Genomic DNA, 21,529 nt, shown 5'->3' on the forward strand with positions numbered 1-21,529 from the left:
CTTCCTCATTGTGTGTCTTCAATCATTGCGCTGCGCCGCGCTGAACCAGCGCCGCGCTTCGTTGTGCCATTCGAAAAAAGGCATAATACAGCCGCCGGTGCCCTTCGGGGCCTAAGAGGGAACACAGCGGGCAACACAGTGCCGCTGCGGCTGCCCCCGCAACTGTATGCAGCGAGTCCGCCTGCGCTCCGCGCCACTGGTTAGACCGGGAAGGCCGCGACGGACGATGACCTGTGAGCCAGGAGACCTGCCGGCGAGACTGTTCGTGCCAGCCAACATCGGGCGGGGTGTACCGATGCCGCAGCATGCCGCTTCATCGCTTGCTCGGGCCGTCGCGCGACGCTAACCCGGTGTCCGTCTTGAATCCAGTTTCGCCCTCCACTGTCTTGCCTGATGCGGCGTCTGCGCCGTGGCCCTCGGCCTGTCCGGGGCTGTTGCGGATCGTCGCCGCGCGCGATGGCGGCATCTGCCGGATCAAGCTTCCAGGCGGCGAGTTGAGCGCGGCTCAGGCCGAGGCCATCGCACACGCGAGCGCGCGGCACGCGGCGGGCGTGATCGAGTTGACCAATCGCGCGAATTTGCAGGTGCGCGGCGTGCGGGATGGACATGAAGCGGCGCTTGTCAGCGCGCTGATCGATGCGGGGCTCGGGCCGACCGCTGCAATGGGCTCTACTGAAATCAACCGTTCAGCGCCGGCCAACGCCGCCGCGGGGCGCGATCACGATCACAACGCGTACGCACTTGAAGCCTCCGCTGCTGATGACGTGCGCAACGTCATGGTCAGCCCGACTGCCGGACGCGATCCCTCTGCGCCGTTCGACACACGGCCGATGTGCGCCGAACTGCTTACGCTGCTGCAAAGCGAAGCGCGTTTCGCGGCTCTGTCGCCGAAATTCGCGCTGTTGCTCGATGGCGGCGAGCGGCTCGCGCGGCCCGATCATCCACATGATATTTGGCTTGCGGCATCGCAAGGGGCTGATGGCGTGCGCTTTGTATTCGGTCTGGCGGGATGCCCGCCGGGGTCCGCGTCTGCCCAAAACGCCCGCAACGACTCGTCCGGTTCCGTGCGATGCAAGCCCGCCGATGGCACAGGCGCGTTAGCCTCGATCCTGCCCTCGCAAGTTCCAGCACTCGTGCGCGCGCTTCTGCACACGTTCATCGACCTCGCGGCCGCCGATGCCAGGCGTATGCGTCATCTGCTTGCCTCGTATTCTATTGACGCCGTATTGCAGCATGCCCAAACGTATGTTGATTTCCCATTGACACGCGACGCATCTCTCGCCGACTGGCGCCGCAGCACACCCGCCGACGCCTCGCTGCGGCTCGGCGCGCATGCGCAACGCGTCCCGGATACGTGGCACGTCGGCGGCCAGCCGCCGCTCGGCCGCATCGACGCAACCACGCTGCACGGCCTTGCCGCGCTCTCGCAACAACACGGCAACGGCACGCTTCGCATCACGCCGTGGCAAAGCGTGCTGCTGCCCGACGTCGCATCGCACGCGGTGGCCGCCGTGCTCGCCGCGCTCAACGCGCTGGGCCTCGCCAGCAATCCCGCGGATGCAATCACACGCCTGATCGCGTGCGCCGGTTCAAGCGGCTGCGCGAAGAGCCTCGCGGATACCAAAACCGACGCGCTAACGCTCGCCACGCGCTTGCCCGCCGGCGTCGACATGCATTTAAGCGGTTGCGAGCGCTCATGCGCCGCCGCGCATTGCGCGCCGTTCACGCTGCTCGCCGCGGCGCCCGGCATGTACGACCTTTATCGACGCGACGGACAGCCAGGCTTCGGCCAATGCGTCGCGCGCCAACTGACGATCGAACAGGCCGCCGACACGCTCGCGCGCCTCGCCGGAGTGACACAAACGAGTGACACAAACGAGCGACACAAATGAGTGACACAGATGCTTGATTACATTCGCGACGGTCAGGAGATCTATCGTCAATCCTTCGCGACGATCCGCGCGGAAGCCGACTTGTCGCGCATTCCTGCCGACCTCGAAAAGCTCGCAGTGCGCGTGATCCACGCATGCGGGATGGTCGACTTGATCGACGATCTCGCGTTCTCCGCGAACGCCGGCACCGCAGGCCGCACGGCGCTCGCGCAAGGCGCACCGATTCTCTGCGATGCCGGCATGGTCGCGCAAGGCATCACGCGCGCGCGGCTGCCCGCGAACAACGACGTGATCTGCACGCTCACACATGCGGACGTGCCCGCGCTCGCTCTTGAACTCGGCAATACCCGCTCGGCGGCCGCGCTCGAATTGTGGCGTCCGCATCTGGCCGGCAGCGTCGTCGTGATCGGCAATGCGCCCACAGCGCTGTTTCATCTGCTCGACATGCTCGATGCCGGCGCGCCGAAGCCCGCGTTGATTCTCGGCTTTCCCGTGGGGTTTGTCGGCGCCGCGGAATCGAAAGCGATGCTCGCGCAAGACAGCCGCGGCGTGCCGTTCGTCGTCGTGCACGGCCGGCGCGGCGGCAGCGCGATGGCCGCAGCGGCAGTCAACGCGCTGGCAACGGAGGTCGAATGATGGCCGCGCAACAAGGTGCAGGGCGACTCTTCGGGCTGGGCGTCGGTCCCGGCGACCCGGAACTCATCACGCTGAAAGCGTTGCGTCTGCTGAAGGCGGCGCCCGTGGTCGCCTACTTCGTCGCGAAGGGCAAGAAGGGTAACGCGTTCAGCATCATCGAGGCGCACTTGCACGACGCGCAGCAACACCTGCCCCTCGTCTACCCCGTCACCACGGAGGCACTCGAGCCGCCGCTTTCGTATGAAGCGATCATCGCGGACTTCTACGACACCGCGGCGGAAATAGTCGGCGCGCATCTCGATGCGGGGCGCGACGTTGCCGTGATCTGCGAAGGCGATCCGTTCTTCTACGGCTCGTATATGTACCTGCACGACCGGCTCGCGGCGCGCTACGAAAGCGAGGTGGTGCCGGGCGTCTGCTCGATGCTGGGCGGCGCAGCCGTGCTCGGTGCGCCGCTGGTGTATCGCAACCAGAGCCTGTCGGTGCTCTCGGGCGTGCTGCCGGAACACGAATTGCGCCGACGTCTCGCGGATGCCGACGCCGCCGTCGTGATGAAACTGGGCCGCAACTTCGACAAGGTGCGGCGCGTGCTCGGCGAACTCGGCCTTGCGCACCGCGCGCTATACGTTGAACGCGCGACGATGGGCAATCAGCGCATCGTGCCGCTCGCCGAAGTCGACCCCATGGCGTCGCCGTATTTTTCGCTGCTCGTCGTGCCGGGGGAAAAATGGCAAGGATGATGTCGCCGGCGATTGTGATTCTCGGCGCGGGCGCGCTGGACACCGCCCGGGGCATTCAGGCGCGGTATGCCGGTTCGCAGGTGCATGCGTTGCAAGGGCGCGTCGAAGCGGATGTCGCGTACAGCGAACTGGGCGCGCATCTGCGTGACCTGTATGCACGCGGCACACCGATTGTCGCCTTGTGCGCGGCCGGCATCGTGATCCGTTGCGTCGCGCCGCTGCTCTCGGACAAGGGCGTCGAACCGCCGGTGCTCGCCGTCGCCGAAGACGGCAGCGCGGTCGTGCCCTTGCTCGGCGGCCTCGCCGGCGTCAACGTGATGGCGCGCGAGATTGCCGCGGCGCTCTGCGTTTCGCCCGCGATTACCACGAGCGGCGAACTGAGATTCGGCACGTGTGTGCTGAATCCGCCCGACGGTTATACGCTCGCCGATATCGGCCAGGGCAAGCGCTTCGTGTCGGATTTGCTGGCGGGCGAAAGCACGCGCGTGGAAGGCGAGGCGCCGTGGCTCGACGACGCGCAACTGCCCCGCTCCGCATCCGCGCGGCTTGCGATTCGCGTGACGCCGCGCGCGTGGGATGAGCGTGAGGATGAGCTGGTGATTCATCCACGCAGTGTGGTCGTGGCGGTGACGTTTGGCGCTGTGAGTGCCGGTGCATGTGCGAAGGTAGATCCGAATGCGAAGACAGAGGTAGACGCAGAGGCAAATGCAGAGCCAGACGCGAAGCCAGAGACGAAGGCAGAGACGAAGGCAGCGGCGAACGCGAACGCAGAGGCAGGCGCAGACGCAAACACCGAGGCAAAGCCAAACGCAAACACAAACGCCGCCGCCGAAATCGCGGCCCGCGTCCGCGCTTTACTCGACGCCCACGGCCTCGCCGCGCTTTCGCTCGCGGCCTTGCTTGCATCGTCCGAGCGCATGACGGACGCGGCGCTTGCCGAAGCCGCAGCAATCCTTAACGTTCCGCTGCGTTTCGCCCAGCATCCCGCAGACGGCAACTCGCCCGCCAGCCTGTTGCATGCCGCACTGCGCATTCCCTATGAAACGCTGCACGGCGACCCGCAACAAGGCGTCGCGCTAGCACTCTCGCCTTTGGCAAACGACCCCGGCACGATAGGCCGCGCACGCGGCCGCCTGACGGTGATCGGTCTCGGTCCCGGCAGCGCGGAACTGATGGTGCCCGCCGCCCGCACGGCGCTCGACGAAGCCACCGATATCCTCGGCTACGACACGTACGTGAAGATGGCCGGCCCACTGCGCGCCGATCAGCGCGTGCACGGCACCGACAATCGCGAGGAAATGCAGCGCGCGCGCCACGCGTTCGAGCTCGCAAGCGAGGGACGTTCGGTGGTGATGGTGTCGTCCGGCGACCCCGGCGTGTTCGCGATGGCCGCAGCCGTGCTCGAAGCGCTCGACGCATCGGAGAACACGGCATGGGCCGCTGTCGAACTCAGCATGGTGCCGGGCGTGTCGGCGGCCATGGCGACCGCCGCGCAAGCCGGTGCGCCGCTCGGTCACGACTTCTGCATGCTGTCGCTGTCGGACAATCTGAAACCGTGGGACATCATCGAAAAACGCTTGCGGCATGCAGCGCAAGCCGATCTCGTGATGGCGTTCTACAACCCGATTTCGCGCGCGCGTCCGTGGCAACTGGACAAAGCGCTGGACATCGTGCGTACGTATCGCGCGGCGCATACGCAGGTCGTGCTCGGACGCGACATCGGCAGACCGGGCGGCACGCTGCGCACGGTGACGCTCGGCGAACTGCGCTCGACAGATGTCGACATGCGCACGATGGTGATCGTGGGCTCGTCGACCACGCGCCGATTTACCAAAGGCGCGCAATGGGTTTATACGCCGCGCTGGTACGAGTAAGTGTGGCGCGTTGATAGCTCAAGCCGCGGCTTTGATATCGTCGATCGCGCGCTGCCTCACGCCCAGGTCGTCCCACAGTTCCGGATGGCACGTGAACACCAGAATCTGATGCCGCGTGGCGGCGTCGATCAGCGCGCGCTTGATCGCGTCGCGCCGTCCCGCGTCGGTGTGCACGGCTGCGTCGTCGAGCATCAGCAAGGTGGGCCGGCCCGACGCCTTCAGCAAGTCCGCATACGCGAGCCGCGTGAGAATGCCGAGCTGTTCGCGCGTGCCGAAACTCAACGCATCGAGCGTATCGGCGCGGCCATAACGATCGAGCGTGGCGGGACTCAGATCGTCGCCGAGCGCGATGATCGACTGCGGAAAGATCCGCTTCAGGTAATGGCCAAGACGCTCGGTCAAAGGCGCACGCAGTTGCGCGACCGCCGCGTCGCGTTCGGCAACGAGCACTTCATCGAGCAGACTCAACGCCCCCGCACGCAAGCTGAGTTCGTCCTTGCGACGCGTGGCCTGTTCCACCTTGGCGTCGAGCGCCGCAAGACGCTCGCCTAGCCCCGACGCGCCGACCGTTTCCAGTTGACTGCGCAGATGCGCGATGCGTACTTGCCGCTCGTGCTGCTCCTGACGCGCGAGTTCCGCCGACGCGCGATAACGCTTCGCCTCCGCCGCCGGATCATCGAGACGCGCGGCATCGAGTTCGCGCTCGCGCCCTTCGCGCTGCTTCGTCAGCGCCTCGACCTGCACGCGCTGTTCGACGATTTTCGCCTGCCATCGCGCGCGGTTTTGGCAAAACGCTGCGTCGTTCAGTTGCGCTTCCTTGCGCTGCAATTGCGTGGCGAGCGATTCCGCCATCGCGATTCCGGTCGAGCGTTTTTCCGCTGCCTCGTTCAGCATCTTGCGGGCGCTTTCCAACGCGTCCCGCGCGATGTCGGCGCTGCGGCGAGCTTCGTCGAGCGGCACCGCCGCGGATACATCGGGCAGACTCGTCAGCCGCTCGTTCGCGGTCTGCAAACGCGCGGTGGCCGAAGCCAGCGCGGCGCGCAGCGCATCGATGCCCTGCGGCGCATGCGCCTCCAGCACCTTTGCGTGGCTCTTCTGCTGCGCGACGAGCGCCCTCCACTGCTCATGCCTCAGCTCAGCTTCGCCAAGCGAAGCCACGCCGAGCGCCTGCAACAACTGCCCATGCTGGGCTTCCAGCGATGCCAGCTCAGACAATCGCGCCGAGAGATCGGAAACGCCCGGAATCACGTGCAACTCGCCGAGCGCACCGAGACCGATCAGCTTTTCTTCGTCGAGCCGCAGCACGCCTTCGCCGCTGATCTGCGCATCGCCCACCATGATCGCGCCGTTCAGCCGATATTCGATTCGCGTCATCGCCGCTTCGGTGCGGGCGCGGAGCACGCTCAACGCGGCATCGAGCGAAGAGAGCCGCTTCAGCTTCGTCTCATCGATTTCGAGCGCCGCAGCAGCGCGCGCGGCTTCGAGAAGCGCGTCGTTGGCTTCGCTCGCCGCGCCGATCGCCGCTTCCAGCCGCTCACGTTCCACACGATGCAGGCCGAGCTGGCTGCGCAAATCAGCCGCCGTCACCGCCGCATTCGCCAGTTCGAGCGCGCGGTTGGCATCGGCGAAAGCCTGCTCGCATTGCGCGACGCGGCTCGCCGCTTGCGCATGTTCGGTCTCGACCGCCGACACGTTCGCGCGCGCCGCAACGAGTTGCTGACGCTCGCGAGCCACGGCGGTTTCGATTTCCACCGCGGCCTGTTCCTGTTGCAGCGACAGCGCCAGTTCCGCCTCGCTGACCTTTAGGGTTTGCGCAAGACTCTGAACGCTGCGCTCGAGTTCGGCCGCCGCATCGGCACGCTGTTGGGCGAGCACGGCTTTCTGCTCGTGGAGCTCCCAGGGGCGCTTGCGTTCGGTCTCTTCGAACGCTTCCTGCTGCGCGGCGAGTCGCGCGATGTTTTCCTCGAACTGCTCGCGTTGCCGGTTGAGATCATCGCGCTCGACGATCAGCGCGGCGAGCGCGACCTCGGCTTCCGCAAGCGGCCCGGTGGATTTCTGCGTGCGCGCGGTGAGCAGTTGCCGAAGCTCGCGTTGCACGGCGGCGATCAACGCATCCTCGCCGGCCGATTCGCGGCTGCCTGACAATTGCGACAACGCATCGCGCAGATACTGCGCCGCGTGGCCGGTCGAGTCGCGCATCTCCTGCGTGCCGCCCTGCTGCACCCACAACAAACCGGGAACGCCCGCGTTTTCCGCCTTCAGTGGCCCGCGCGCGGCGCGCGAAAACCCGAGCAATGCTGCGAGCTTGTCTTCCGCTTCGTCTTCGCCGAACACGGCCTGGCCAATCTTCAACTCACAGCGCTGACGCGTGACGAACTGCTTCGACAAACGGCAAGCGGCGCCGTCGAGATCGAAACTCACTTCCACCGAGGGCTGCCCGCTCGCCTTACCCCAAGGCAGCAGATCCTTCAGATGCGAGGCCTTATAGCGTTCGAGGAACACGGAGCGCACAGCTTCGGCAATCGTGCTTTTACCGGCTTCGTTCGGCCCGACGAACAGATTGAGCCCGGGCTGCAAGTCCTCGATAACGAGCCGCCCGGTGAACTGCTTGAATTCCTGAATCGCGATACTTTGAAGCTTCATGCGGACCTCGCGTCACGCGGTAATTCACGTTGAAAACGCGCCAATAGCAATAACGCCTCGGCTGCGCGCTTGATCTCTTGCGGGTCGGATTGCGGGTCCTCCTGCATATCACGCAGACGCGCGACGACCTTCGCGAGATAACCGCTCTGCGCGCCGAGCTCGGCCAGATCCTCGGCGGTAGGCAGCACTTGCAGACCGCTCAGATCGACGCGCAACGCGCGCACGCGCGCGCGGGCTTCTTCGACCGCAACCTGAATCGCTTCAGCATCGGCCAACGCGGCCGTGCCGCTCACGGATACACGCAGCACGTCGCTGCCGCTCAACATGGCGAGCCGCGCTTTCAGCGAGTCGACATCGGTCGGCACAGAAATCGTTTCATCCCAGCGATGCCATTGATACTGGCCAACGCGTACCGCTTCGACCGCCGGTTGTGCCCCTGGCTCGCTGAGTGTGACGTCGAGCATGAAGCCTGGATCGTTCGCGCGAAAACGGTCCTGCTCGTGCGTACCGGCATACCACGTTCGATCGTCGACGCGAAGATGGCCGTGCCAGTCGCCGAGCGCGAGATAGTCGAGACGGGCACTCGCGGCGCGCGTCGGTGAAATGGGATTGGACGAGTCGATGGCTTCCTGCAGAATGCCGCTCACGCTGCCGTGCGCAAGCCCGACGCGGTGATAACCCGGCGGCGTTTCAGCGGTATCGAAGAAGCCGGTGGTGTCGTCGTAAGTAATGCGTTGCGTGAGCGGCGCGCACAGCAACGCGCAGCGGCACGCGTCGAGCAACATCACGCCGGGTTTGAGCACCAGGCGCACATTCGGCGGCACGCAGTTCAAACGCTGCGCGCGGGTCCACACGCTTTCGACGAGCGCCGCGTCGTGATTGCCAGGCAGCATGATCCACGGGCCCGAAAAGGCTTGCAGCGCGGCGAACAGACGGCGGATCACCGTATCGGACACGGTCTGCAAGTCGAACACGTCGCCGGCCACGAGCACCGCGTCGACCTTGCGCGCGGCGGCTTCGTCGGCGATGCGGCGCACAGTGTCGAAACGAGCCTGCGCGAGATGCGCCGCTTCGTCCGGCTCGAACTGGCCGAATTGCGTGCCTATCTGCCAGTCCGCGGTGTGCAGAAACCTGATCACTGTGCCTCCCTTCCGTTCAATTACATTGCGCGCCCGGCGTGCCCTGTTCACGTGGGCCGTCGCGGTTCAACCGTGGATGTTACCGCGCCGGCGCGGCAAAGATAGCCCCACGGGGTTTGCGCCTGACTGGCCACGCTTGCCGCATTGCGCACCGCACGGCGCTAAACTCGCGTTTCCGGACTCTGGCTCTCCGCCGATGAACAAAGCACTCGAACTGAAACAGGCCAAACGCACGCCGTTGGCGCTCCTGCTGGCTGCGGCCTGCATCTTCGTCGCAACCGCGTTGATGCCGCGCGGCTTCTGGATCGACGGCATCAAGGCAGTGGCCGAAGCCGCGATGGTCGGCGCGCTCGCCGACTGGTTCGCGGTCGCCGCGCTGTTCAGGCGCGTGCCGATTCCGGTCGTGTCGGCGCACACGGCGATCATTCCGCGCAACAAGCACAAGATTGCCGACAACCTGGCCGTGTTCGTGCAGGACAAGTTTCTCGACGTGCCGTCGCTCGTCGGCCTGATCAAGAAGCACGATCCGGCGCAGAGCATCACGCGCTGGCTGACTGAGCCCGTCAACACCGCGCGCCTCGGCGACTACGTGGTGAAGCTGACCAGCGGCATTCTTGATCTGACCGACGACGTGCGCATCCAGGTCTTCATCAAGGACGCGTTGCGCGACCTGCTCGCGAAGGTCGATCTGTCGCAATCGATGGGCGCGATTCTCGACACACTCACCAGGGACGGCCGCCATCAGGAACTACTCGACGCCGGCATCGAACAGGTCGTGGCGCTGCTGCGCGAACAGCAGGCGCGCGAGTTTATCGCGGAACGCATCGTCGATTGGGTGAAAAGCGAGTATCCGAAGATGGAGAAAATCCTGCCGTCCGCGTGGCTGGGTGAAAAAGGCGCTGAGGCCATTGCGAACGCCGTGAACCGGATGCTCGAACAGATCAGCGAAAACCCGACGCATCAGCTTCGCCAGAAGTTCGACGACGCCGCGCATAAAATGATCGTCAAGCTGAAAAACGATCCCGCGTTCCTGCAAAAAGGCGAGGAACTGAAGCGTTACCTCGTGGAAGGGGAAGCGTTCGCCTCGTATGTGAAGGACATGTGGGGTGAATTGCGCGCGTGGCTCAAACGCGATCTGCAAAGCAGCGACTCGGCACTGCATGCGCGAGTCGTCGCGGCCGGTCAATGGGTGGGCCGCGAACTCGCGAACGACCCCGCGCTGCGCCAGTCGCTCAACGACCACCTCGAAGAGGCGGCGCGCGCGATGGCGCCCGAGTTCGCGCAATTCCTCACGCGGCATATCAGCGATACGGTGAAGAACTGGGACCCGCACGAGATGTCGCGGCAGATCGAATTGAACATCGGTAAGGACCTGCAATACATCCGCATCAACGGGACGGTTGTCGGCGGCTTTATCGGCTTGCTACTGTATGCGAGCTCGCAGCTCTTCGACTTGCTGCGCGTGCACATCGGATGAGCGACGCGATATCGCGTCACGCGACGCAAAGCGCCTACAATTCAGGCATATGCTTTGCTTCAGCGCCTTCGCCGCACGCCGCCGCTTCATCGCGCGCGGGTCGAGAAGCGACCGCGCCACTCAATCGAACAGTGTGCTCATGAAAATATCCTTACCGCCGCCTGGGCGGCCCAATCGCGTTTATCCGCCGGGCGCGCCGAGTTTGCATGGTCTTGCGTCGGTGATTACGGGCGTCGTCGTGGTCTGCGCGCTTTACTTCGGCCGGGCGGTGCTGATTCCAATCACGCTCTCCGTGTTGCTGAGTTTTTTGCTCGCGCCGCTCGTGCAGACGTTGCGCCGGCTGCACATGGGACAGTTGCCGTCGATTTTCATTGCCGTACTGTTCGCGTTGGCCGCGCTGCTGGCCATCGGTGGGCTCATCGGGGCGCAGCTCGTGCAACTGGCGGGCGACTTGCCGCAGTATCAATACGCGATTGAGCAGAAGATCGAGACAGTGCAGGAGAAAACAGTCGGTCGCGCCGATTCGCTGATGAGCCGCGCCGCCGCCGCGCTGCAACGCGTCGCGCCGTCGAAGCCGCCGCCGCCACGTCCCACCGGGCGCGCGGCTCGCAATGCGCCCGCTGTGCCACAGCCCGTCGAGGTGCACGAGCCGGCGCCGACGCCCTTGCAACTCGCGCAGCGTGCGTTGTCGCCGGCCATCGCGCCGATTGAAACCACGTTCATCGTACTGGTGGTGACGATTTTCATCCTGCTGCAGCGCGAGGATTTGCGCGACCGTCTGATCAGTCTGTTCGGCTCACGCGACCTGCATCGCACGACAACCGCGATCAATGACGCGGCCGTGCGCCTGAGCCGCTATTTCGTCGCGCAACTCGGCGTGAACCTGAGCGCGGGCGGCGTAATCGCGATCGGCCTCGCGATTATCGGCGTGCCTGGCGCGTTGCTGTTCGGCGTGATCGCGGCCCTGCTGCGCTTTGTGCCGTATATCGGCATCTGGATCGCGGCGATTCTCGCCGTGTTCCTTGCCGCCGCCATTCAGCCGCAATGGACCATGGCGGTGTACACGCTGATCCTTTTTATCGTCGTGGATGTGGTGGCCGGGCAGATCGCGGAGCCGCTGCTGTATGGACATCGCTCGGGGCTGTCGCCACTGGCGGTCGTCGTCGCGGCGATTTTCTGGAGCTGGCTGTGGGGGCCGGTCGGCCTCGTGCTGTCTACGCCGCTCACGCTATGCGTCGTGACGCTCGGGCGTTACGCCGACCGGCTGAACTTTCTCACGGTGCTGCTCGGCGACCAGCCGGCGCTCACGCCCGCACAGAACTTCTATCAACGGCTTCTCGCGGACGATCCGCATGAAGCGATCGTGCAGGCCGAGCGTCTCTTGCGCGAAATGTCGTTGATCGACTACTACGACAAGGTCGCGCTCGAAGGACTCAAGCTCGCGCGCAACGATGCGACGCGCGGCGTGCTGATGCCCGACCAGTTGGCCCGTGTGAACGAGGCACTGGTGGACATAGTCGAAAATCTTGAAATCGCCGATGGCCTGCCGGATCGGCTGAGTCGCACGGAATCCGCCGACACCGCCGCCGCGCTGCTCGCTTCGGCGTCGGCCGATCTCTCGGAGCGGCACGACAGTCACAAGCAGGCGCATTCGTCAGTGCATAACGACGCTGAAAGAACCGCGGTGCTGTGTGTGCCGGGACGCGGCCCGTTCGACGAAGTCACGACCGCGATTGCCGTGCAGTTGCTCAGCCGCCAGGGCTTCGCGCCGATCATGGCAACGCACTCCGGCTACCGCAGCGCCCGCGCCGACGAACCGAGCTATCAAAATGCGCCGATCATCTGCATCGTCACGCTCGACGCTCCTGACTCGCCGCCGTATCTGCGCAATATGCTTCGGCGCACGCGCGAATGGCGGCCCAGGGCGACGCTGGTGGTCGGCGTCGGCGGCACCGCGGAGAACGGGCAGGAAGCAGGAATGGGCGCAACCGGTGCATCGCATTCGGCGCCGACCTTCCGCACGATGATCGAGGAATGCCAGGTGGCCGTGAGCGCGCTCCACGCGCGTCAGCCTACGCACGTCGGCGGCGTTGCGGATTGAATCGTAGACCGCGGTGTAACTCGAAAAAGCCCTGCAAATAGCGGTAAAAAGCCGCCGCGAAAAAACACGCGGCGGCTTTCTCATTCATGCATCTTCACGCTGCATTCGCTGCGTTCAGTACAGGCCCAACGTTCTCGCATGCAAACGCGCGAGTCCGAGCAACGCATCCGTGTATGGCGTCTGAACGTCAGTGAGTTGTCCAAGCTCACGCACCGCGCCCACGAGCGCATCGAGTTCGACTGCCTTGCCCGCGTGCACGTCCTGCAACATCGACGTTTTCATCGCACCGAGTTTAAGTGTGACCGCGTGCCGGTCCTCGGGGTCCTGGTCGATTGGAATGCCGAAGCGCGCGCCGATTTCCTTCGCTTCGAGCATGATGCTCGTGATGAAGTTACGCGCCAGTTCATCGCCGAGAATGCGGTCGGTGGTCGCGCCGGTGATTGCGCTGACCGGATTCATCGTCATATTGCCCCACAGCTTGTACCAGACGTCGCGCTGAATCTGCTCCGACATCGTCGCATTGAAGCCGGCCGCAACCAGCGTGTCAGTCAGCGCCTTGACGCGCTCGCTCGGCCGCCCCGCAGCCTCGCCGATTATCAGCCCGTTGCCCTGATGATGCCGGATCACGCCTGGCGCCTCGACGAGACAGCTTGCGTGCACCACGCAGCCCGCCGTTTGCTCGCTCGGAATGGCGGCAGCGATTGCACCGTCCGGGTCGATCGACGTCAACCGCTTGCCTGCGAATTCGCCGCGCAGCCCGTCGCAGAACCACCACGGCACGCCGTTCATCGCCGTCAGCACGATGGTTTGCGGGCCGAGCAGCGGCGCGATATGCGCGGCCACCGACGCCATTGCCGGAGCCTTGACCGCCACTACCACGAGATCCTGAACGCCGAGATCCGCCGGATCTTCCGCCGCTTTCACCTGGACTGCACGCGTCTCGCCGCTTTCAATCAGACGCAAGCCTTGCTCGCGCAACGCAGCGAGCGTCGCGCCGCGCGCCACCACGCTCACGTCATGACCGGCTTGCGCAAGCCTCACGCCCATCCATCCGCCAATCGCGCCCGCGCCGTAAATTGCTGCTTTCATCGTTTCAGTCCTTGTTTCAGCCCTTGTTTCAGTCCTTGTAACTCGCGTCGATGCGCTCGACGCGCCGCACCAGCGCATCGAACACATCCTGTCCCGCGCCGTGACGCGGATCGAATTGCAGCGCGTCGCGCGAGCAGCAGATCGCCACTTCTTCGGGAACCGGTCGCGCCTTGCCCATCGAGAACGTGGCCATCTGGATTTCGCACGCGCGGTTCAGCGTCCACAGGATCGCGAAAGTTTGCGGCAACGTGCGGCCCCACGCAAGCAGTCCATGATTGCGCAGAATCACCGCCTGCCTGTCGCCGATATGCTCGACGAGGCGCGGCCCTTCTTCCGCATGCACGGTGATGCCCTCGAAATCGTGATACGCGATGCGCTCGTGCAACTGCGCGCTGTAGAAATTGGTCTGCTGCAAGCCGTCTTCCAGACAGGCCACCGCTACTCCCGCCGTGGTATGCGTGTGCATCACACAATGCGCGTCGGGCAAGCCTTCATGAATCGCCGCGTGCACGACAAAACCGGCCGGATTGACCGGATAACGCGAGTGATCGAGCACGCGCCCTTGCCCGTCGATCTTTACCAGATTGCTCGCCGTCACTTCGCTGTAGTGCAAGCCGAACGGATTAATCAGGAACTGTCGCTCGCCGCCGCTCACGCTCGCCGGCACGCGCAACGTGATGTGGTTGTAGATCATCTCCGTCCAGCCGAGCATGTCGAAGATGCGGTAGCACGCAGCCAGCTGAACGCGCGCCTGCCATTCGTCGGGATGCATGGCGGTGGTTGCCGGCGAACTCGCCGGTTGCATATCAAGTGTCGTCATCGACGTCTCCCCCTTGGTTATCTTGTGGCTGCGCGCGTTATCCACGCAAGCGCTGCTATGCGCCCGACACCACGGCCGCAATCGACGACGCCACATAATCGGCGTTGCGCGCATTCAGGCCTGCCACGCACATGCGCCCCGAACGCAACACATACACCGCATGTTCGTTGCGCAGGCGTTCGACCTGGCTCTCGTTCAAACCCGTATAGGTAAACATGCCGCGTTGTGCGACGTAACGCGCGCGCATCACTTCGTCGACGCGGCCGGCGAGCCCCGCGTGGATCATGCCGCGCATGGCGAGAATGCGCTCGCGCATGGTGGCCAGTTCCGCTTCCCACGAGGCGCGCAACGACGTATCGGAGAGCACGTTCGCGACGAGGCGTGCGCCGTGCGTCGGCGGATTGCTGTAGTTCGCGCGTACCGTGGACATCAACTGGCCGAGCACGCGGCTCGCTTCGCCGGCGTCCTTGCAGACGACACTCAGCGCGCCGCAACGCTCGCCGTACAGCGAAAAATTCTTCGAGAACGAATTGGCTGTAATCAACGGTATATCGGCGTCGGCCAGCATGCGCACGCAGGCAGCGTCTTCTTCCAGACCCGCGCCAAAGCCCTGATAAGCCATATCGACGAACGCGATCAGCCTGCGACGCTGCAATACCGGCACGAGTTCGGCCCATTGCGCGGTGCTCAGATCGACACCGGTCGGGTTGTGGCAGCAAGCATGCAACAGCACGATGCTGCGCTCGGGCAAGCGGCCGATCATGTCGATCATATCGGCGAAACGCAGGCCGCCCGTCTCTTCGTCGTAATACGGGTAAGTGTTGACCGTTAGGCCCGCGCCTTCGAACACCACGCGGTGATTTTCCCAACTCGGATCGCTGATCCAGATTTGCGAAGCGGGAAAATAGCGCCGCAGGAAATCGGCGCCGACCTTCAGCGCGCCCGAGCCGCCGATAGTCTGCAACGTCGCAATGCGGCCCGCGGCGCGCGCCTCGCTGTTCGCGCCGAACACTAGCGCTTGAGCGGTTTCACGATAGAGCGGCAGGCCCGACATCGGCAGATAGGAACGCGGGCCGATCGCGTCGAGCAACGCGGATTCGGCGCGGCGCACGGCGTCCATGACGGGGAGCTTGCCCGCGTCGTCGAAGTAGATGCCGATGCTCAGGTTGACCTTGTTCGGGCGCGGATCGAGCTGGAAATCTTCGTTCAGGCTGAGAATCGGATCGCCGGGATAGGCGGGAATATGTTCGAACATGGCATTTCCTTGAATGGAGCCCTGACGTCGTGCCGACGTTGCGTCGATGGCCGGGCTAGACTCAAAGTCTAAGCGCGTTTGTGTGCCTGCGTCGATTGGGACAAGTGTCGATGAACGCGCCCCAATCCACAATCAACGGATTTTTCACGATTCGTAAGTTTTTCTTTAGAATCGTGCCATGCCACTTAATCGCGTCACCATCCGCCAGTTCGAAGCGTTCCTCGCTATTGTCGATCTTCACAGCATCGGCGCGGCGGCGGAGCGGCTCGGGCTGACGTCCTCCGCGGTCAGTCAATTGCTGGCCGAACTCGAAACGGAGCTCGGCTTCCGCCTGTTTGACCGAACGACGCGGCGCGTGAATCTGTCGAGCGCGGGTCAGGACTTCCTCGCGTCGGCAGAATCCGTGTTACGCCACGTGCGTGCCGCCGCCCAATCCGCTGACGATATCCGCAACCGCGCCGCCGGCATCGTTCGTATTGGCGCGCCATTGGTGCTGGCGTCGACCGCGTTGCCCGCCGCGATTGCCGACTACGCGCGCGACAAACCGAAGGTGGTCGTGCGCATTTGCGATACCGTGGTCGAGCAACTGGTTGAGCGCGTCGAAAGCGGTGACGTGGACCTCGCGATCGGACCTGACCGGCAAACCGGCGCACGTGTGCGACGCGACTCGGCCTTTGCGAGCCCTTGGGTCATGTGGTGCTCGCCTTCGCATCCACTCAGCGCACGGCGGCGCGTGCTGTGGCAGCATTTGCGCGATGTACCGATCGTCGCGACCGGCCGCGACCACGAACGCGCGGTCGAGCGGATGCTCGCGAATCTGCCGGTCGAGGCGCGCATCATTCCGGTGGACGTGGTGGACAACGTCACCACTGCGTTCGGCATCGCATCGCAAGGACTGGCGGTGACGCTCGCGCCGGCTTACGTTGCGCCGCTTGCGCGCACCTTCGGCCTGGTGATGAAGCGAATCGTCGATCCGGAAACCATCCGCGAGGTTTGCGTATATCGCTCCACCGAACGCGCGCTGTCTCCGCCCGCCGACGGCTTCGCGGATTTCATCGTGCCGTGGCTGAAGCGCTGGGATCGCGAGACGCAAGCGGAGGCACGCGCAAAAACGTAGCTGAAGCGGGAGATGCGGTCATTTTTTCGACATTCAGCGAACCAGACCATTGCGCGCCGGAATATTTTTCAGGGTTTCGTGCGGTCTTCTCTGCGCTGCATCACCGGGTAATCGTGGAGGACGGGTCTTCTCTCCTGCTTCGACTACACAGCTCTAAAGACGCACGCAACTTTGGCGGACTTTGCCGTGTCAATGATGCGAAGAAAGCAGTTTCACTCTCTTATTCATGCCTCCAGGTCCATCCTTCAGCCGATGACTTATCACGCCCTCGCCGCTTTCTCTCGTCTCCGATTGCGTAGCGTGCTCGTTGCCGCGCTCATGTTGCATGCGTCGCTCGCGGGGGCGGCATATGCTGCCGACGCCACCACAACGCAAAGCGGCATCACACGTGTGGCCGTGCACGTCGAACCGCCCGCGCTAGCTTCGCCGGTTGTGCCCGTGCCGCCTTCGGAGCAATACCCCGAGCTGTATCGCGACGTGCAACTCGCGCACCTCTTTCCGGACAGCAAGACCTTCGCGGACATGGTTCCGCTTTCGCCGCCGGCCCGGATCGTCGCGAGCTATGAAACCGCGAAGCAGCAGCCGGGCCTCAATCTCGGCGACTTCGTGAAGCGCAATTTCACGCTGCCCGCGCGAGCAGCCAAAACGTATGTTTCCGATCCAAACGAGGATGTGGTCGGCCATATCGATACGCTCTGGAATGTGCTGCGCCGCGAACCCGACGCAACCGCAAGCGCCTGGTCCTCGCTGCTGCCGCTGCCCGATGCGTACATCGTGCCAGGCGACCGCTTCGACGAGATCTACTACTGGGACTCGTACTTCATCATGCTCGGTCTCGAAGCGAGCGGACATCATGCATGGGTCGTCGACGAACTGAAGAACTTCGCCACGCTGATCAATCGCTACGGTCATATTCCAAACGGCAATCGCACTTACTACCTGAGCCGCTCGCAACCGCCGTTCTTCGCGCAGATGGTGCGGCTCGTGGCCGAGCAAGATGGCGACGCCGTGTATGCGCAGTACCTGCCGGAGTTGCAGCGCGAATACGCATACTGGATGAACGGCAGCGACGGCCTGCCCGCAGGCCATGCGAGCCGCCACGTGGTGCGTCTCCCGGACGGCACGCTGCTCAACCGTTACTGGGACGAACAGGCAGCGCCGCGCGACGAGTCGTATCGCGAAGACCTGGCGACCGCGCAGCAAACGCCTCAACGCGATGCCGCGGATCTGTGGCGCAATCTTCGCGCGGGCGGCGAGACGGGTTGGGATTTCAGTTCCCGCTGGTTTGCCGACGGCAAGACGCTCGCCACCGTCGACGTCACGTCGCTTGCGCCCGTCGATCTGAATTGCCTGATCGTCGATCTCGAACGCACGCTCGCGAAGGCCTACCGCGTGCGTGGCGACGTCACGCATGCCGAGAACATGGAGCAGCGCGCCACCACGCGCGCCGATACGATTCGACGCGTCCTGTGGGACCCGCAACTTCAGGCATTCGGCGACTACGACTTCGTGCATCGCACGCTCACGCACCGGCTCACCGCCGCCACCGTGTATCCGCTCTATACCGGCGTTGCGAACCGGCAGGAGGCGAAGACCGTCGCCGCTACATTGCAGCGTGAATTGCTGCGCCCAGGCGGGCTCGCCACCACGAAGGTGACCAGCGGGCAGCAATGGGACGCGCCGAACGGCTGGGCGCCGTTGCAATACCTCGCGGTGATCGGCTTGCGCCGCTATAGCGAACCGGCGCTCGCGCAAACCATCGCAACGCGCTGGATTAAAACCAACGTCTCGTACTATCAGCGCACCGGCAAACTCGTGGAGAAATACGACGTGAATGCGGCCGCGTCCGGCGTGTCCGCGGGCGGTGGCGAATATCCGTTGCAGGACGGCTTCGGCTGGACCAACGGCGTATTGCGCAGGTTGCTCGCGCTTTATCCGCAGACGGTGAACGCGTCGCGTCCGAGCGATATACCCGCTGGTCCCGCGGGCGTGTCGGCGGCGGCCGCTTCCGCCGCTGCCGCGCCGAAAAACACGCACCGGTTGCAAAGCACACGCGTGAATCCGTAACCGCCCCGGTTACGTTTTACGTCAGAAGCGGTAGTTGATCGACACGTCGGCCACGCCATTGGCCTTGCGGTGCGTCACCGGACTATTGCCGGCGCTGCCGACGAGTTGCTGGAATGCGCCATCGGCGGTGGCAAACCAGTGCTTGTCGAACAGCCACACCACGCTGATGCCAAAGCCCACCGACTTGAAGCCTGCGCTCGCATGGTACTGCCGGTATTGCGAATGCGCGGCCTGATTCTGATTCACGCCGAACCAGCTATTCATATAGTTCGAATCCGCGAAGGTCACGTTCGGGCCGGCGAACCAGAAGAAGTTATTCGAGCTGCCCGGCATCGGCATGTAGGCGCCAAGATCGCCAGTCCATCCATCTGAGCCGCCGAAATAGCGCCGCACGTCCGCACGCAATACGAGCGGAAAGTCTTTCGATACGACGTATTCGCCGGAGAGCTTCAGACCCGGCGCCGGATTGATGTTGCCGAGTCCGTTCAATTCCTGCGGATCGTCGTGGCCGCGACGCCCGAGGTCGTACACCGCCGCGAGGGTCGCGCGCCAGTTCTGGCCTTGCGCAAAATTGACCCCGAGACCCTCGCCGCTCGAAAAGAAGAACAGGTCCTTGTAGCGCACGTCAATGCTGGGGCCCGCCATCAGGTGATACCGGTCCGAGCCTTCATAGCGCGGCTGGAACGACGTCGCCGCGCCGACGCGCAGCTGCCAGTCCGGAAGGGTTGGCTGCCAGATCTTTTGCAGCGGAATACCAGCGGAGTACTGCCATTCGCCCAACGGCGAAGGCGTTTGCGCCAACGCCGCCCCCGGCAGAACGACAAAGCCGCCGATGGTGACGGCGGCCAACGAAGTCGCCGCGATGCCTGTTTGTTTATTGCGGGTCTTGCCGATCCGCTTTCTACGGCTGTTCAACACCAAAGCCTCCAATCTCGCACATCGCGAGGAGGGTTATGTTCTCGCCTGGACTCACTGTGCATCATAACGAGTTCCGGGCGACCGCCGCGTTGCTACGCGCCGCATGTAAGTTTTTCATGAACCGGCATGCGTTGTCCGACAAAACGCGCTTCTTCGACCGTCTGCCAGCGGCAACGAATGACGCTTGCCGCTGCGGGTTTCTTCTGCGTAGACCGCGCGAAAGTTTTGCCGACGGACGTGCTAGTGCAAGATGCGGGCCCAGGTGTTGGAGGGGAAGTTCGATTAAGTTGAACTCAGGCAAGGTCCGTGGCTCTACTGGGCCGCCTGGACCAGCACCGGTTTGTCACGATAGAGATTGGGAAACAGACGCTTCAGGTTGGCGACCTTCGGCATGTCGTTGAGTGCGATATACGCCGAGTTCGGATGCTGCGTGAGGTAGTTCTGGTGATAGGACTCCGCCGGATAAAAGCCCTTGAACGGCTCGGCTTTGGTCACAATTGGCGCGGGGAACGCATGCGCCTTCTCGAGTTGCGCGATATAGCTTTCGGCGACGCGCCGCTGCGTATCGTTCAGTGGAAACACCGCCGAACGATATTGTGTGCCGCTGTCCGGCCCCTGGCGATTGAACTGCGTCGGGTCGTGAATCACCGAGAAGTACACCTGCAACAACTGGCCGTAGGTGACCTGGGCAGGGTCGAACGTGACCTGCACGGATTCGGCGTGACCGGTCTCCCCGCCGCTGACCGTTTCATAGTGTGCGGTGTCGCGCTGGCCGCCCGCATAGCCGGACACCGCCTGCTTCACGCCGCGCACATGCTGGAAGACGCCCTGCACGCCCCAGAAGCAGCCGCCCGCGAACACGGCCGTTTCTTCGTGGGCCGTGGCCGCGGATACAGGTTCGTCGAGCGCGGGCGGCGCGATCATCACCGCGGCCTCCGCTGAAAACGCTATGCGCTGTGCCAGAAGCAACGCGAGCGCGCCGAAGCCGACGGAGAGCGAAAGCGTGGCCACGCGCGAACGGGCCCGCTTGCTGTCGATACGTTTGTCGATGTTCATGATGTCTGTCCTGATTCCGCCTTCGAAAAGGCTATACGGTTCACTCACGGTGGCGCGGAGTGCGCGTGACTCTAGTGGTGATCGTGAAAGTTTGTCGCGCGAGCGGCGCATTAATGACAGCATGCGCGTGTTTACCGCTTCGCGCTGGCCATCGCCGCAATCACAGCGGAAATCTGGTGGTCGACAGGATTTCCTTCAGCACCATGAACGAGCGGATCTGCCGCACGCCCGGCAAATAGAGCAACTGTTCCGCGTGCAGACGATTGAAGCTGTCGCTATCGCGCGTGCGAATCGTCATGAAGTAATCGAATTCGCCGGTCACGACGTGGCACTCCATGCAGCCGGCCACTTTCTGCGCGGCTTTCTCGAACTCGGCGAACGACTCAGGCGTGGAGCGATCGAGCACCACGCCGATGATCACAAGCATGCCCGCTCCCGCCGCCTTCGGGTCGATCAGCGCGACGACGCCGCGGATCAGCCCCGATTCCTTGAGCCGCTCGACGCGCCGCAAGCACGCCGGCGCGCTTAGCTTCACCTTGGCCGCCAGCGCGACGTTCGAGATCGACGCGTCCGTTTGCAGTTGACGGAGGATCGCCCGGTCGATGCGGTCGAGCGATTGCAACGGATCGGCGTGGGCCGTTGTCGTGGCAGGCGCCACGGCTACACTGCGAACTTTTGTTTTGTCCATTGGCCTGTCGACGAATT

16 protein-coding genes and 1 riboswitch are annotated in these 21,529 nt (G+C 64.1%); of the genes, 8 read left to right on the forward strand and 8 right to left on the reverse strand.

The window, feature by feature from the left end; translation table 11 throughout:
- Nucleotides 1-78: 78 nt before the first annotated feature.
- Nucleotides 79-269: riboswitch (cobalamin riboswitch) on the forward strand.
- A gap of 81 nt (nucleotides 270-350) precedes the next feature.
- From cobG to cobJ, 4 genes are read left to right on the forward strand one after another with little or no spacing between them, the layout of a single operon-like run.
- A complete protein-coding gene (cobG, locus tag C0Z16_RS16300; RefSeq protein ID WP_279635065.1) occupies nucleotides 351-1,892 on the forward strand; it encodes a precorrin-3B synthase in 1,542 nt (513 codons plus the stop codon).
- A gap of 9 nt (nucleotides 1,893-1,901) precedes the next feature.
- Nucleotides 1,902-2,528, forward strand: coding sequence for a precorrin-8X methylmutase (locus tag C0Z16_RS16305; RefSeq protein ID WP_102633155.1), 627 nt, complete (start codon nucleotides 1,902-1,904; stop codon nucleotides 2,526-2,528).
- The gene (locus C0Z16_RS16310) at nucleotides 2,528-3,268 is read left to right on the forward strand and encodes a precorrin-2 C(20)-methyltransferase (RefSeq protein WP_102633156.1); all 741 of its coding nucleotides are present in this window, start codon (nucleotides 2,528-2,530) and stop codon (nucleotides 3,266-3,268) included. The genes C0Z16_RS16305 and C0Z16_RS16310 overlap by 1 nt, the downstream gene beginning before the upstream one ends.
- Entirely contained in the window at nucleotides 3,265-5,142 is a 1,878-nt protein-coding gene (gene cobJ, locus C0Z16_RS16315; RefSeq protein WP_102633157.1) for a precorrin-3B C(17)-methyltransferase, read from the forward strand. Before C0Z16_RS16310 ends, cobJ begins: the two co-directional genes overlap by 4 nt.
- 18 nt (nucleotides 5,143-5,160) lie before the next feature.
- Here the strand turns inward: cobJ and C0Z16_RS16320 are convergent, their stop codons facing one another.
- On the reverse strand, nucleotides 5,161-7,785 hold the full coding sequence (locus C0Z16_RS16320; RefSeq protein ID WP_102633158.1) for an AAA family ATPase: 2,625 nt from the start codon (nucleotides 7,783-7,785) through the stop codon (nucleotides 5,161-5,163).
- Nucleotides 7,782-8,924 (reverse strand): metallophosphoesterase family protein, encoded by a 1,143-nt coding sequence (locus tag C0Z16_RS16325; RefSeq protein ID WP_102633159.1) that lies wholly within the window; start codon nucleotides 8,922-8,924, stop codon nucleotides 7,782-7,784. Before C0Z16_RS16325 ends, C0Z16_RS16320 begins: the two co-directional genes overlap by 4 nt.
- Nucleotides 8,925-9,120: 196 nt before the next feature.
- On the opposite strand from C0Z16_RS16325, the gene C0Z16_RS16330 reads away from it, so the two are divergent.
- Nucleotides 9,121-10,401: a DUF445 domain-containing protein gene (locus tag C0Z16_RS16330; protein WP_102633160.1), complete on the forward strand. Its 1,281-nt coding sequence runs from the start codon at nucleotides 9,121-9,123 to the stop codon at nucleotides 10,399-10,401.
- Nucleotides 10,402-10,540: 139 nt separating this feature from the next.
- On the forward strand, nucleotides 10,541-12,502 hold the full coding sequence (locus C0Z16_RS16335) for an AI-2E family transporter (RefSeq protein WP_102633238.1): 1,962 nt from the start codon (nucleotides 10,541-10,543) through the stop codon (nucleotides 12,500-12,502).
- Nucleotides 12,503-12,616: 114 nt separating this feature from the next.
- Here the strand turns inward: C0Z16_RS16335 and C0Z16_RS16340 are convergent, their stop codons facing one another.
- Genes C0Z16_RS16340 through C0Z16_RS16350 form a run of 3 tightly spaced genes read right to left on the reverse strand, consistent with a single transcriptional unit; the run spans nucleotide 12,617 to nucleotide 15,666 of the window.
- Nucleotides 12,617-13,591: a 2-dehydropantoate 2-reductase gene (locus tag C0Z16_RS16340; protein WP_102633161.1), complete on the reverse strand. Its 975-nt coding sequence runs from the start codon at nucleotides 13,589-13,591 to the stop codon at nucleotides 12,617-12,619.
- A gap of 28 nt (nucleotides 13,592-13,619) precedes the next feature.
- A complete protein-coding gene (locus tag C0Z16_RS16345) occupies nucleotides 13,620-14,411 on the reverse strand; it encodes a class II aldolase/adducin family protein (RefSeq protein WP_102633162.1) in 792 nt (263 codons plus the stop codon).
- Nucleotides 14,412-14,466: 55 nt separating this feature from the next.
- Nucleotides 14,467-15,666, reverse strand: a complete 1,200-nt coding sequence (locus tag C0Z16_RS16350; RefSeq protein ID WP_102633163.1) for an amino acid aminotransferase — start codon at nucleotides 15,664-15,666, stop codon at nucleotides 14,467-14,469.
- Nucleotides 15,667-15,844: 178 nt separating this feature from the next.
- Here C0Z16_RS16350 and C0Z16_RS16355 point away from each other — a divergent pair, with 178 nt between their 5' ends.
- Both C0Z16_RS16355 and treA read left to right on the forward strand, forming a co-directional pair.
- A complete protein-coding gene (locus C0Z16_RS16355) occupies nucleotides 15,845-16,783 on the forward strand; it encodes a LysR family transcriptional regulator (RefSeq protein ID WP_102633164.1) in 939 nt (312 codons plus the stop codon).
- Nucleotides 16,784-17,035: 252 nt separating this feature from the next.
- Nucleotides 17,036-18,850: an alpha,alpha-trehalase TreA gene (gene treA / locus C0Z16_RS16360; protein ID WP_102633165.1), complete on the forward strand. Its 1,815-nt coding sequence runs from the start codon at nucleotides 17,036-17,038 to the stop codon at nucleotides 18,848-18,850.
- Between the two features lie 21 nt (nucleotides 18,851-18,871).
- Here treA and C0Z16_RS16365 read toward each other — a convergent pair whose 3' ends face one another.
- From C0Z16_RS16365 to C0Z16_RS16375, 3 genes are all read right to left on the reverse strand, one after another.
- On the reverse strand, nucleotides 18,872-19,768 hold the full coding sequence (locus C0Z16_RS16365; RefSeq protein ID WP_102633166.1) for a MipA/OmpV family protein: 897 nt from the start codon (nucleotides 19,766-19,768) through the stop codon (nucleotides 18,872-18,874).
- 312 nt (nucleotides 19,769-20,080) lie between these two features.
- A complete protein-coding gene (gene msrA / locus C0Z16_RS16370) occupies nucleotides 20,081-20,824 on the reverse strand; it encodes a peptide-methionine (S)-S-oxide reductase MsrA (protein ID WP_102633167.1) in 744 nt (247 codons plus the stop codon).
- Nucleotides 20,825-20,984: 160 nt separating this feature from the next.
- Complete coding sequence (locus tag C0Z16_RS16375; protein ID WP_102633168.1) at nucleotides 20,985-21,512, reverse strand: Lrp/AsnC family transcriptional regulator; 528 nt, start codon at nucleotides 21,510-21,512, stop codon at nucleotides 20,985-20,987.
- Nucleotides 21,513-21,529 lie beyond the last annotated feature (17 nt).

Source organism: Paraburkholderia rhynchosiae (genome assembly GCF_002879865.1).
Lineage (GTDB): Bacteria > Pseudomonadota > Gammaproteobacteria > Burkholderiales > Burkholderiaceae > Paraburkholderia > Paraburkholderia rhynchosiae.

Coding starts and splice junctions, on each gene's coding strand:
- treA (WP_102633165.1), top strand. CDS start 17,036: ATGACTTATCACGCCCTCGCCGCTTTCTCTCGTCTCCGATTGCGTAGC.
- msrA (WP_102633167.1), bottom strand. CDS start 20,824: ATGAACATCGACAAACGTATCGACAGCAAGCGGGCCCGTTCGCGCGTG.
- C0Z16_RS16340 (WP_102633161.1), bottom strand. CDS start 13,591: ATGAAAGCAGCAATTTACGGCGCGGGCGCGATTGGCGGATGGATGGGC.
- C0Z16_RS16330 (WP_102633160.1), top strand. CDS start 9,121: ATGAACAAAGCACTCGAACTGAAACAGGCCAAACGCACGCCGTTGGCG.
- C0Z16_RS16310 (WP_102633156.1), top strand. CDS start 2,528: ATGGCCGCGCAACAAGGTGCAGGGCGACTCTTCGGGCTGGGCGTCGGT.
- C0Z16_RS16345 (WP_102633162.1), bottom strand. CDS start 14,411: ATGACGACACTTGATATGCAACCGGCGAGTTCGCCGGCAACCACCGCC.
- cobJ (WP_102633157.1), top strand. CDS start 3,265: ATGATGTCGCCGGCGATTGTGATTCTCGGCGCGGGCGCGCTGGACACC.
- C0Z16_RS16320 (WP_102633158.1), bottom strand. CDS start 7,785: ATGAAGCTTCAAAGTATCGCGATTCAGGAATTCAAGCAGTTCACCGGG.
- C0Z16_RS16375 (WP_102633168.1), bottom strand. CDS start 21,512: ATGGACAAAACAAAAGTTCGCAGTGTAGCCGTGGCGCCTGCCACGACA.
- C0Z16_RS16350 (WP_102633163.1), bottom strand. CDS start 15,666: ATGTTCGAACATATTCCCGCCTATCCCGGCGATCCGATTCTCAGCCTG.
- C0Z16_RS16305 (WP_102633155.1), top strand. CDS start 1,902: ATGCTTGATTACATTCGCGACGGTCAGGAGATCTATCGTCAATCCTTC.
- C0Z16_RS16355 (WP_102633164.1), top strand. CDS start 15,845: ATGCCACTTAATCGCGTCACCATCCGCCAGTTCGAAGCGTTCCTCGCT.
- C0Z16_RS16335 (WP_102633238.1), top strand. CDS start 10,541: ATGAAAATATCCTTACCGCCGCCTGGGCGGCCCAATCGCGTTTATCCG.